This is a genomic window from Klebsiella sp. BDA134-6 (genome assembly GCF_015601345.1).
GTDB lineage: Bacteria > Pseudomonadota > Gammaproteobacteria > Enterobacterales > Enterobacteriaceae > Klebsiella > Klebsiella grimontii.
Genome location: NZ_CP064784.1, coordinates 1,488,618 through 1,500,715, shown reverse-complemented (window position 1 = coordinate 1,500,715; position 12,098 = coordinate 1,488,618). Strand labels below are relative to the sequence as shown.

Here is a 12,098-nt window from a genome sequence, read left to right as displayed (position 1 = left end):
CCTCCGTACCCTGAGCGACTATTTCTGGTTGCGATTGACGAACTCAGCCATGTTGTCTTTGGTGATCAGCTGGTAAGGGACGTCGATGACCTTTTCCACTTTCTCGCCGTTGGCCAGCTTAATGGCGGCATCCACCGCGCCTTCGCCCTGCCCTTTGGCATCCTGGAAAATCGTGGCGATCATTTTGCCGTTTTTGAGCATTTGCAGGGCATCGGGCGTCCCGTCCACGCCGGCAATCAGGATATGGTTCGGGTTTTTACCCAGCGCCTGCAGCGCGCCGATCGCCATTTCATCGTTGTTGGAGGCGATGGCCTGAATATCTTCGCCGCTGGTCATCCAGTTGCTGACCACGTCAACGGCGTCGTTACGGGTAAATTTAGCGGTCTGCTTCTGCACGATTTTGATATCCGGGTACTTCGCCACCACCTCTTCGACGCCTTTGGTGCGGTCACGGGTCGATTCATTCGCCAGGTCGCCGAGCAGAATGGCGACGTTACCTTTGCCGTTCATCGCTTTGGCTAACGCTTCCATCTGTAAGCGCCCCGCCAGCACCGAGTCGGAGCCGACGTAGGCCATTTTGTCGGTCAGCTGCGCCTGCGGGCGGCGGTTAACAAAGATCAGCGGAATGCCCGCTTTGGTCGCCTGGTCCATAATCGGTTTGACCGCGTTGGTATCCACCGGGTTGACGATAATCGCGTCGACGCCCTGACCAATAAAGTTCTGTACCTGCTGTAGCTGCTGGGAGACGTCGCCTTTGGCATCTTCCACCTGCGCCTTAACGCCGTCTTTTTGCATCTCTTTTTGCATTGCGGTGCGCAGAATCGTCAGGAAGTTGTCATCGAATAGCGCCATCGAAACACCGACCGAAATATCTTTCGCCATCACGACCGCTGGCAGCATGCAGGCTATCAAAGAGGCAACAACCGTTTTCTTGATGTTCATAGTTGATCCTTTATTTTCAGGTGCATCGGTTAGGTAAGGTAAAATGAAAAAATAGTTTCATTAATCGTGCGCTAAGCGCCTGCTTTTTCAGCTTTTCGAAAAAACGACCCACGCGCTGGCGCATTTTTCAGGGGTGATCGAAATCACAAAATTCAGTTGTTTTAAAATGGTTTTTTGAAACATCAGTCCATTTGCCGCGTAAGAAAAATTCCAGACCATTTATTTCATTAAAAACTCATATGAAACTTTTATAAGTAAATAACTGAAATGAAAATTTTAAAACCACGTGTTAACAGAACTTTGACACACATCTAACATTGACGCATAAACGCGCAAAAAATGAGAGGCAGGCGACGGTTTGCCACGCGGCGCGGCGATAGCGATAGCGGTTTGAAACGGGGTATCAGATACGGTGTAAAAGGAGATATTGTTACGCGGACCGCGAACGTTCAGTCGACGTTTTCAGCGCTGTAAAGGATAAATTCGACCTTGCCGTCGCTAAAGAGATGCGGCTGGTAGCCGGTTTCCAGGTGACGCAGGGCCAGCTCCACCGCCAGGCGGGCATGCTGATGGACGTGTTGATCGATCGTCAACGCCATTCCGCCCTGCGCCAGCTGTTCACGGGTGGTGCGGTAACGTTCATGGGTGATCCAACAGCACTCGCCGTAGCGGCGGTGGCGAGACAGCGCCTGCGCCACCTGCGTGTTGCCCAGACCGGTATTGTAGATGCCCACCACGTCGCGGTTGCGGCGCAGGGCCTCTTCCAGCAGGCGGTCGATCCGCTGCCGGTTGTCCTCCCCCGCCAGCACATCGCCGAGCTGCAGATGCGGAAAGCGCTGGGTTATCACCTCGCGGAATCCCTGAATACGCAAACGATGGGCGCTGAAGTCCTGGCGTCCGCTGAGCATCAGCACTTCTCCAGGCCGATGCGCCATTAATCCCATCATCCTGCCCGCGGTGCGGCCAGCCTGCTGCTGATCGATGCCGACGTGGCAGAGCCTCTGCGCCCCGGGCAGATCGGTAACCAGCGTAATCACCGGCACGTTCGCCTCGCGGCACTGGCGCAAAGCCTCGTAGACCAGCGGATGTTCGTTGCCAAAGACAATCAGCGCATGGCGTTTTTTGCTGCTGCGGATAATGCTTTTCGCCAGCTTTTCCGGCGCGGACTCCGCCACCAGCGTACGGTGCAGCGTCAGTCGGCGATAGCCAAGACTATCCGCCACGTCGGCGAAATCCTGCGTCAGGCGGGTGAAAAAGCGCGAATCGTTACCGCTGAGAAACACTTCTATTTGCCACGGTAGACGACGCTCTTCCGGCAGAATGCGCTTCAGCCCGGCTTCCCGAGCGGCCTGTAGCACCCTGCGCGTGGTTTCCGGCGACACGCCGCCGCGTTCGTTAAGCACCCGGTCAACGGTTGCTACCCCCACGCCAATCCGTTTAGCCAGCGCCTCCAGCGACATGCTTTTCATCGTTTTCCCCATGATGGAAATCCATCAAAACGCCTGTGTCGGTCAGTGTAGCAAACGGATTACTTTGGCAACGCTGAATCCCTCTTTCTGGAGAAAAAAATGACCTGCATTCGTTTTGCCTTGTTGGGCAGCGGTTTTATCGGCCAGGTTCACGCCGCCAGCCTCGCTCGCCATGAGCGAACCGTTCTGTCCATGGTGGCTGACGCCGACCCCGAGCGGGCGAAAGCGCTGGCTTCCCGCTACGGCGCGCGGGCGGTAACCGTCGCCGAGGCCATCAGTAGTGACGCCATTGACGCGGTACTGATCGCCAGCTCGACGCCTTCACACGCGGCGCTGCTGGAGGCCGCCGCCCGCGCCGGGAAAGCGATCTACTGCGAAAAGCCTATCGATCTTTCGCTGGCCCGCGCCCGCGAGGTCGTCGAGAAAGTGCTGCCGCTCGGGGTACCGGTGACCGTTGGCTTTAACCGCCGCTTCGACGCCAGCCACCAGCAGCTGCGCCGGGAGATCGAGGCCGGGGTGATTGGCAAAATTGAACTGGTGCAGATGGTGTGTCGGGCATCGGTTATGCCGCCGCTGGAATATCTGCGCAGCTCCGGCGGCCAGATGCGCGACCAGGCGATTCACTTCTTTGACCTGCTGCGCTTTCTTACCGGCGATGAAGTGACAACCGTCGCCGCCATGGGAGATGCGCTGGCGCTGGCGGAAATTGCTGAATTCGACGATGTCGATACTTCCATTCTGATGCTGCGGATGCGCGGCGGCGCGCTGGCGCAGCTGGACAACACCCGGCGCACCGGCCACGGCTACGATGAGCGCATTAGCCTGCTTGGCCCGGATGGCGTGCTGGAGTCCGGCAGTCAGACAACGCGCGGCGTCACGCTGTGGCAGGGAGAGCGCCGCATTCAGCCCGGCCTCTACCCGGACTGGTTCAGCCGCGTCGAGGGGTCGTACTACGCGCATCTGGATGCTTTTGTCCGCTCGCTAGGCGGAGAAGAGGTGGCGGACCTGCCGGGGCTGCTGGACGGCCTGCGGGCGCAGGCCATCGCCGAAGCCGCTGTGCTCTCGCTGCAGCAGGGACAATTTGTCAGCGTTGAACCACTGGCGTAAAAAAGCCCCGTATGCGGTCGGCATACGGGGCCGCTTCACTTAGCGCTCTTCGTTAAATACCACGCCAATCTGCCGCCGCACTTCATCCATCACGCTCAGGTTTTCCAGTACCCTGGCCAGCGGGCGGATCGGCGAGTCCGTCAGCCCCTGACCGACGCACCAGGCAAAATGCTCGGCCTGATAAAACAGCTGGTCGTAGCGGTTGCGCGGCTCCTCCCAGCGCAGCACCTGCCCGCCCTGACTGGCGGCGAGAGTAAAATTCCCCGGCGCGTAGAACTGCCCGTCGAGGGTAAGGGTCGCATCGCGCCCGGCCACCACCGCGCCGCCCGGCGTGTTGCTGAACAGGGTGGTGTTCAATAATCCCTGGAGGCCCTTTTCCCAGTTAAACAGCATCGAAATCTGCCCGTTGACGCCTCTTTGGGCGGGACGCCCGCGGGCGATAATGTCCTGCGGCACGCCGCCAACCATCACGCAGAATGAGGTCAGATAGCTGCCGAGATCCATCATCGGCCCGCCGGCGAGATCGGCATTAAAAATGCGATGATCCGGAGTAAAGAACTCGCCGTGATCGGCGAGCAGCGTGTGCAGATCGCCCAGTACGCCGTCCTCCAGCAGCTGGCGAATCACGTCATACTTCGGCGCGTAGTCGCACCACATCGCCTCCATCGCCAGCGTCCCCTGCTTCATGGCCTCCGCTTTCAGCGCCGCGCCTTCCCGCCGGTTCAGCGCAAACGGCTTTTCAATCAGCACATGTTTGCCCGCCCGCAGCGCCCGCAACCCGTCGGGAAAGTGGTGGTTATGCGGGGTGGCAATGTATACCGCGTCAATATCCGGGCGCGCCAGCATCTCATCCACCTGAGCGTAAGCCTGCGGGATCCCCCAGCGGGCGGCAAAGCTGTCGGCCTTTTGCTGCGTGCGCGAGGAGACGGCAACCACCCGCTGGTGGCTGAGCTCTTTTAACGATTTCACAAAGCGCTCGGCAATCCAGCCGGGGCCAATAATGGCCCAACGCAGCGAGGGGATCGCCGAGGCGGCGGGATGGCGCGGTTTTGGTAACTGTGACGGGAACATAGCGGCTCCTGATTTTATTTTGCCGGGGAGAGACACTATAAGCAGGCGCAGAGGAGGACGAATAACGAATTTATGATGGAATTCCATCATCGACATAGTGCTTGTCAAACGCGCGGGAGTCGCGGATAGTCCGGGCAGTTCATCACTATCAAGGAGTCAGAGATGTTGAAAAGTTCGTGGCGTAAAAGCGCCCTGATGGCCGCCGCCGTTCCGCTACTGCTGGCGAGCGGTTCATTATGGGCCAGTGCCGATACTCTCCAGCAGAAGCTGGCTGATTTAGAAAAACGTTCCGGCGGTCGGCTGGGCGTGGCGCTGATTAACACGGCAGATGATTCGCAGACCCTCTATCGCGGCGACGAACGTTTTGCCATGTGCAGCACCGGTAAAGTGATGGCCGCCGCCGCGGTGTTAAAACAGAGCGAAAGCCATCCCGATGTGGTGAATAAAAGGCTGGAGATTAAAAAATCGGATTTAGTGGTCTGGAGCCCGATTACCGAAAAACATCTGCAAAGCGGAATGACCCTGGCGGAACTCAGCGCTGCGGCGCTGCAGTATAGCGACAATACCGCGATGAATAAGATTATCGGTTACCTTGGCGGGCCGGAAAAAGTCACCGCATTCGCCCAGAGCATCGGTGACGTTACTTTTCGTCTCGATCGGATGGAGCCGGCGCTGAACAGCGCGATTCCCGGTGATAAGCGCGATACCACCACCCCATTGGCGATGGCCGAAAGTCTGCGTAAGCTGACGCTGGGCAATGCGCTGGGCGAACAGCAGCGCGCCCAGTTAGTGACATGGCTGAAAGGCAATACCACCGGCGGGCAAAGCATTCGTGCAGGCCTGCCCGCAAGCTGGGCGGTCGGGGATAAAACCGGCGGCGGAGATTACGGCACCACCAACGATATCGCGGTGATCTGGCCGGAAAATCATGCTCCGCTGGTGCTAGTGACCTATTTTACCCAACCGCAGCAGGATGCGAAAAGCCGCAAAGAGGTGCTAGCCGCGGCGGCGAAAATCGTGACCGAAGGGCTGTAGCCCGGGAACAGGTTCGTGCTGCAACACTCTGCGCTTTGTTTTCCCGGTAGCGCTGCGCTGTTCGGGCTACGGGTTCATCGCCATCTGCGGACCGGTAGCCCGGACAGATGCGCAGCATCGCCTCCGGAACATTCAGCCACTCTGCGCTCTGCTCCCGGGGGCGGCGCTCAACGCGCCTTGCCCGGGCTACGGGTTCACCACCGTCTGCGATCCGGTAGCCCGGACAGATGCGCAGCATCGCCTCCGGGACAGCCTGAATAGACAGCCGCCAAATATTAGTCGGTAATTTTAAACGTCAGCGCATAGGCGCTGGTTTTCCCTTCATCACGCGCGCCGCCCATCTGATATACCCGCACCGTATATTTCCCGCTGACACCCAGACGCTGCTCAAAAATATCGCCGCTCATCGAACCGTTAAAAATCGCGTGATTATCCGGGGTAATCACATTAAAAAAGGGATGCGGCCACTGGCTGTTCATACCGATATGCATCATCTGGCCGGCTTTCGCCTCCAGCGTATAGTCATTAACATCGTCGCCGGTCACGGTGCTTTTTATTATCGTGCCGTTGCTGCCTTTATCAAAATGAATGGTATTGCTGTTTATATTATCACTTGCCATTGATAATACTGACGTTAATAAGTAACTTGCACAGATCACGCCGCCAACAATTAATTTTATTTTTTTCATTTAATTAACACCTTATGTTTTTTATGCGCGCTGTTATAGCACATAAGGTGCCCGGAGTAAGCTTATTCGCCATATCGCTCGCCGGGATAAACGGGTCGAAATTAAGGCCCCCGGCTTAAATAAATAAGGGGGCCTGGTTTCTGCATGATTTATTTCTGCGGACGCATTGCCGGGAACAGGATCACATCGCGGATGGTGTGGCTGTTAGTAAACAGCATCACCATACGGTCGATACCGATACCCAGGCCGGCAGTCGGCGGCAGGCCGTACTCGAGCGCGGTGACGTAGTCTTCGTCGTAGAACATCGCTTCATCATCCCCCGCCGCTTTGGCGTTGACCTGATCCTGAAAACGCTGGGCCTGGTCTTCCGCGTCGTTCAGCTCGCTAAAACCGTTACCGATTTCCCGTCCGCCGATGAAGAATTCGAAGCGGTCGGTAATTTCCGGGTTCACGTCGTTACGGCGCGCCAGCGGCGAAACTTCCGCCGGATACTCGGTGATAAAAGTCGGCTGGATCAGATGCGCTTCCGCCACTTCGTCGAATATTTCGGTGACGATACGCCCCAGGCCCCAGCTCTTCTCAACGTGAATGCCGATGGATTCCGCCAGCGCTTTTGCCGCATCGAAGTTATCCAGATCCGCCATCTCGGTTTCCGGACGGTATTTCTTGATCGCTTCGCGCATGGTCAGTTTTTCAAACGGCTTACCGAAATCGAACACCTGATCGCCGTACGGCACTTCGGTTTTACCCAGTACGTTCTGCGCCAGCGTGCGGAACAGAGATTCGGTCAGTTCGATCAGATCTTTGTAATCCGCATACGCCATATAGAGTTCCATCATGGTGAACTCTGGGTTATGGCGCACGGAGATACCTTCGTTACGGAAGTTGCGGTTGATTTCGAACACCCGTTCGAAGCCGCCGACCACCAGCCGTTTCAGGTACAACTCCGGCGCGATGCGCAGATACATATCCAGATCGAGCGCGTTGTGATGGGTGATAAACGGACGCGCGGAGGCGCCGCCGGGGATCACCTGCATCATTGGCGTTTCGACTTCCATAAAGCCGCGCGCGACCATGAACTGACGCATGGTCGCCAGGATCTGCGAACGCACCTTGAAGGTGTGGCGCGACTCTTCGTTGGAGATCAGATCCAGATAGCGCTGACGATAGCGCGCTTCCTGATCCTGCAGGCCGTGAAACTTGTCCGGCAGCGGGCGCAACGCTTTGGTCAACAGACGCAGCTCGGTGCAGTGAATGGAGAGTTCGCCGGTCTGGGTTTTGAACAGCTTACCGCGGGCGGCGATGATGTCGCCGAGATCCCATTTCTTAAACTGTTCGTTGTAGACGCCTTCCGCCAGATCGTCGCGCGCGACGTACAGCTGAATGCGGCCGCCGACGTCCTGTAAGGTGACAAAGGAGGCTTTGCCCATAATCCGGCGGGTCATCATACGGCCCGCGACCGAGACCTCGACGTTCAGAGAGATGAGCTCGTCGTTTCCCTTACCATCAAATTCCGCATGGAGCTGGTCGGAAGTATGGTCACGGCGAAAGTCGTTCGGGAACGCCACGCCCTGCTCGCGCAGCGCGGCCAGTTTTTCACGACGGGTTTTCAATTCATTATTAAGGTCAATTGCCTCATCGGCACCTTGTGCTTGTTGTTCAGACATGTTGGTTCCTCATAACCCTGCTTGCAAACTTGCTTCGATAATTGAACCAGGTCACTCTCTAGCGCGGCCTGTTCCGGCGTCGACGCCAAAGAACAATCTTAACGAACCTGGTTTCACTTCCGGCTGAATTCACTCAACCATCGTTTCACTAACGATTTTTTGTCTTCGGCTTCCGCGCCCGCCAAAATATCCTCCTCCTGTTCCGTAAAGGGTGCAAGGAGCGGCTTGTCGCTCCGCTGTTGGGCTGCCGATCCCCGGCTCGCGGCGTAAACGCCTTAGCCGGGCTACCAGGCAGCACGATTTTGTCGCCCCGGTAAGCGCAGCGCGACCGGGGAGATATCCCGGTAACCCGCACCTGTCGCCAGACGGGGCTAGACGCCGCCGCCGGGAAGCTCACCGGCGGCAGCGCGACGCCTACCGACGCTGAACGCGGCGGCAAAGGCGACGACGACAATCACCGCCACGCAGCCCAGCGTCCATTCGCCCATCTGGGCAAAGAAGTGCTGATACGCGGCAATCGCCGTATCGCTGATTTGCGACTCGGTGGTCTGCTGCGCCACCACGCCCGCCAGCCAGTTGGCTACCGCACCGGTGGCCAGCATATAAATCCCGGTCAGTACCCCGGTGACGCCGGGCATATTGAGGCGGGTAATCTGTGCCATCGCCACCGGGTCGATAAACAGCTCGGCGAAACCCATTAGCGCCAGGCCAGCCACCATCATGCCCATCGATGCCTGCCCCTGTGCCGCGCCATGGCGCGCGTTAAGCGCCAGCAGCATAAAGCCGCAGCCCATCAGCACCAGGCCAAAGGCGAACTTCAGCCACACGCGCAGCGCCGAGCGGGTCGCGCCTTCCGGCCGCATCAGCCACGCCAGCACGACGCCCGCCGCCATCACCGCCACGGCGTTAACCGACTGGAACAGCGCAGTCGGCACCTCAATATTCACCAGGCGACGATTAACAAAGTGGTCAATGAACAGACTGATTGAACTCCCGCCCTGCTGCGCCAGAACCCAGAACAGAGTCCCGGTCAGCATCAGCAGAACGATTTGCCACAGCGCGCGGCGATGCTCCGGCGATTTGACCATAATGCGCGCCACCATCTGGGCAGCGAAAACGCAGACGATCGCCAGCAGGTAGCCGGACCAGTTATTCTCCAGCAGCAGCGTGAAAAACACCGGCGCAACGCAGAGCATCACCACCAGCCAGCCCCAGGTCGGCAGCACAAATTTCACCGCCTGCAGCGCCTGTTTATCGACGCCGCGCGCGTGGCGGAAGTAGCGACTGCCGCTGAGGAAAATCATCAGGCCGACAAACATACCGATTCCCGCCAGCGCAAAGCCGATATGCCAGCCGTACCACTGCGCCGCCAGCCCGCAGGCGATAGGCGCGGCGATGGAGCCGACGTTCCCGGCGGCGTACAGCAGCGAAAAACCGCCGTCGCGGCGAGGGTCGTCAACGGCGTAGAGTTCGCCCAGCAGGCAGCTGATGTTAGATTTGAACAGGCCGTAGCCGCAGATAATGATCGCCAGCGCGAGGTACAGGCTCCAGGTGGAATCGGATTCGACGCCCAGCACTACGTGGCCAAGCGTCATTAATAGCGCGCCGGCAATCACCGCCGTGCGGTTGCCGAGGAGGCGGTCGGCAAGCCAGCCGCCGAGAATAGGAGTGACGTACACCAGGGAGGCGTAGGCGCTGAACAGGCTGATGGCGTGGCTGTCATCAAAGCCGAGTTGATGGGTGAGATAGAGGATGAGTAAGGCACGCATGCCGTAAAAGCTGAAATATTCCCAGATTTGGATCGCAACGATGTAATAAATCGCGCGCGGCTGTGAGGGTGTTTTCATGTGTTCTCCTTGCAGCGTGAAAAAGGGAAGTGGCAAGCCACTTCCCTGTTGTGCATCGATTATTTGTTGTTTTCTTCTCTCAGCACTTTAACGGTGTAACGACCATCCGCCTGACGATAGGCGCCGTGGATATCGGTTTCGAAGCCCGGATAGTGGGCGCCGATTTCGCACAACATCTGCAGGAATTCCAGCACCGGACGGCTCTCTTCGGTGATCATTTCACCCGGCATCACCAGCGGCACTCCCGGAGGATACGGCAGGATCATGTTGGCGTTGACGCGGCCCACCATCTCTTCGAGATACACCTCTTCGGTCTGACCGTGCAGCTCTTTCTGGAACGCGGCGTACGGCGTGATCATCATGGTTGGCAGCACTTCAAACGCGCGGAACATCAGGTCCGGCAGGTTGTGGTGCTCAATCAGTTTGTGAATATTCTGCGCCAGTTCCTGAACGCGCATGTTTTCGTAGAATTCAGGATCTTCACGGTACAGCGACGGCAGCATGTTTTTCACCCGCAGGTTCAGGTCGAACGCGCGTTTGAAATCGGTCAGCGCGCGCAGCAGGCTCAGCGCTTTGGTTTTGTCGATACCGATGCTGAACAAGAACAGCAGGTTGTACGGACCGGTTTTTTCGACCACGATGCCGTGCTCATCGAGATATTTCGCCACGATGCTTGCCGGAATACCGAAATCATCCATGGTGCCGTCTTTCTTCATCCCCGGGGTCAGCAGCGTGACTTTAATCGGGTCGAGATACATGTGTTCGTTATCGATGTTTTTGAAGCCGTGCCACGCGCTGTCGGAGCGCAGCGGCCAGCATTCCGCGCCATCGATATGTTCCGGCTGCCAGACGTCGAAGAACCAGCCGTCGGATTCGCCTTTCAGGCGTTTAATCTCTTTACGGAACTTAATTGAACGTTCGATAGAGCCGTCAATCAGGCGCTTACCGGCGTTGCCTTTCATCATCGCCGCCGCGGTTTCCGTCGAGGCTACTACGCCGTAGTGCGGAGAAGTGGTGGTGTGCATCATGTAGGCTTCGTTAAAGGTTTCTTCGTTTACGTCGCCTTTCACATGAATCATCGATGCCTGAGAAAACGCCGCCAGCAGTTTGTGCGTGGACTGCGTTTCGTAAATCACTTTCCCTTCGACGCGGCCGCCGCTCATCCCGCATTTGCCTTCATAAATCGGCGAGAAGTTGGTGTAAGGCACCCACGCGGAGTCAAAGTGGATGGATTTCACATCCAGGGTTTTCTTGATGTAGTCCGTGTTGTACAGCAGACCATCATAGGTGGAGTTGGTGATCACCGCGTGCACCGGCCAGGTCGCGTTCGGCGTCTCTTTTACGCGTTTGGCGATCGTCGCGTGCTGGAATTCGCTCTGCGGGATACCGCCGAGGATGCCGTAGGCATTACGGGTCGGACGGAAGTAGATTGGCGTAATGTCGCTCATCATCATCAGATGGGTCAGCGATTTATGGCAGTTACGGTCAATCAGCACGGTGCTACCGGCCGGGGCGGAATACATGCCGACGATTTTGTTGGCGGTGGAGGTGCCGTTGGTCACCATATAGCTGCGTTCCGCGTTGAAGACGCGGGCGATGTACTCTTCCGCTTCTTTGTGCGGGCCGCTGTGATCTAGCAGGGAACCGAGTTCAGAAACCGAAATCGAGATATCGGATTTCATGGTATTGGAACCAAAGAAATCGTAGAAGATGCTGCCGACCGGGCTTTTCTGGAACGCGGTACCGCCCATATGGCCTGGGGTACAGAAGGTATATTTGCCTTCACGCACGTATTTAAACAGCGCTTTGGTCAGCGGCGGCAGAATGGTGTCGATATACTCATCGGTATTCTGTTTGATTTTGTTAGCAATATCTTCCGCCGCACCCAGCGCATATTCGAAGAAGCGAACCTGCATGCGCAGATCGTTGAGGCTCACATCCAGGGTTGAGTAAGTATTCGCAAAGGCGTACAGCGGCATATATTCGTTCATTTTGCTGATGTCTTCGCACAGTTCGAGATTGTATTTATCCCAGTCGAAGATCACACCGCACAGACGCGCATTGTTTTCGATCAGTTTTAATAAGTCGTCACGGTCGTTCGGGTAGACAATACGGAAGTCCAGGCGTTCGAGGGCGCGATGCAGCTCACGGATGGGCTCTTCTTTGAAGTAAACACCCATGTGATTCATGATTGCGATAACGTTCATAGTCAAATCTCCAGATAAAGAAAGCCCCTCCCGCCACGTCGTGACAGGTGATGGAAGGAGCCTC

Annotated in this window: 9 protein-coding genes; 2 read left to right on the top strand and 7 right to left on the bottom strand. The window is 57.2% G+C overall.

The window, feature by feature from the left end:
• Positions 1-18 precede the first annotated feature (18 nt).
• Complete coding sequence (locus tag IYV58_RS06880) at positions 19-942, bottom strand: sugar ABC transporter substrate-binding protein (RefSeq protein WP_004130128.1); 924 nt, start codon at positions 940-942, stop codon at positions 19-21.
• Between the two features lie 449 nt (positions 943-1,391).
• Positions 1,392-2,411, bottom strand: a complete 1,020-nt coding sequence (locus IYV58_RS06875) for a LacI family DNA-binding transcriptional regulator (protein ID WP_195729497.1) — start codon at positions 2,409-2,411, stop codon at positions 1,392-1,394.
• 99 nt (positions 2,412-2,510) lie between these two features.
• Between IYV58_RS06875 and IYV58_RS06870 the strand changes: the two genes are divergently transcribed.
• A complete protein-coding gene (locus tag IYV58_RS06870; protein WP_004130126.1) occupies positions 2,511-3,518 on the top strand; it encodes a Gfo/Idh/MocA family oxidoreductase in 1,008 nt (335 codons plus the stop codon).
• 39 nt (positions 3,519-3,557) lie between these two features.
• Here IYV58_RS06870 and IYV58_RS06865 read toward each other — a convergent pair whose 3' ends face one another.
• Positions 3,558-4,589: a Gfo/Idh/MocA family protein gene (locus tag IYV58_RS06865; RefSeq protein ID WP_004130124.1), complete on the bottom strand. Its 1,032-nt coding sequence runs from the start codon at positions 4,587-4,589 to the stop codon at positions 3,558-3,560.
• A 162-nt stretch (positions 4,590-4,751) separates the two neighbouring features.
• On the opposite strand from IYV58_RS06865, the gene IYV58_RS06860 reads away from it, so the two are divergent.
• Positions 4,752-5,624: an extended-spectrum class A beta-lactamase OXY-4-1 gene (locus IYV58_RS06860; protein WP_004130122.1), complete on the top strand. Its 873-nt coding sequence runs from the start codon at positions 4,752-4,754 to the stop codon at positions 5,622-5,624.
• 275 nt (positions 5,625-5,899) lie between these two features.
• On the opposite strand, the gene IYV58_RS06855 is transcribed toward IYV58_RS06860, so the two are convergent.
• The 4 genes from IYV58_RS06855 to cadA all read right to left on the bottom strand — a co-directional run bounded on the left by IYV58_RS06855 (position 5,900) and on the right by cadA (position 12,034).
• Positions 5,900-6,313: a hypothetical protein gene (locus tag IYV58_RS06855; protein WP_004130120.1), complete on the bottom strand. Its 414-nt coding sequence runs from the start codon at positions 6,311-6,313 to the stop codon at positions 5,900-5,902.
• Between the two features lie 149 nt (positions 6,314-6,462).
• A complete protein-coding gene (gene lysS, locus IYV58_RS06850; protein WP_154902288.1) occupies positions 6,463-7,980 on the bottom strand; it encodes a lysine--tRNA ligase in 1,518 nt (505 codons plus the stop codon).
• A gap of 371 nt (positions 7,981-8,351) precedes the next feature.
• Positions 8,352-9,827 carry a dipeptide permease DtpD gene (gene dtpD / locus IYV58_RS06845; RefSeq protein ID WP_004130114.1) on the bottom strand — a complete coding sequence of 492 codons (1,476 nt, stop codon included), beginning with the start codon at positions 9,825-9,827 and terminating at the stop codon, positions 8,352-8,354.
• Between the two features lie 59 nt (positions 9,828-9,886).
• Positions 9,887-12,034, bottom strand: a complete 2,148-nt coding sequence (cadA, locus tag IYV58_RS06840; protein WP_004130111.1) for a lysine decarboxylase CadA — start codon at positions 12,032-12,034, stop codon at positions 9,887-9,889.
• Positions 12,035-12,098 lie beyond the last annotated feature (64 nt).

Coding starts and splice junctions, on each gene's coding strand:
- IYV58_RS06880 (WP_004130128.1), bottom strand. CDS start 942: ATGAACATCAAGAAAACGGTTGTTGCCTCTTTGATAGCCTGCATGCTG.
- IYV58_RS06855 (WP_004130120.1), bottom strand. CDS start 6,313: ATGAAAAAAATAAAATTAATTGTTGGCGGCGTGATCTGTGCAAGTTAC.
- dtpD (WP_004130114.1), bottom strand. CDS start 9,827: ATGAAAACACCCTCACAGCCGCGCGCGATTTATTACATCGTTGCGATC.
- IYV58_RS06860 (WP_004130122.1), top strand. CDS start 4,752: ATGTTGAAAAGTTCGTGGCGTAAAAGCGCCCTGATGGCCGCCGCCGTT.
- IYV58_RS06865 (WP_004130124.1), bottom strand. CDS start 4,589: ATGTTCCCGTCACAGTTACCAAAACCGCGCCATCCCGCCGCCTCGGCG.
- IYV58_RS06875 (WP_195729497.1), bottom strand. CDS start 2,411: ATGAAAAGCATGTCGCTGGAGGCGCTGGCTAAACGGATTGGCGTGGGG.
- IYV58_RS06870 (WP_004130126.1), top strand. CDS start 2,511: ATGACCTGCATTCGTTTTGCCTTGTTGGGCAGCGGTTTTATCGGCCAG.
- cadA (WP_004130111.1), bottom strand. CDS start 12,034: ATGAACGTTATCGCAATCATGAATCACATGGGTGTTTACTTCAAAGAA.
- lysS (WP_154902288.1), bottom strand. CDS start 7,980: ATGTCTGAACAACAAGCACAAGGTGCCGATGAGGCAATTGACCTTAAT.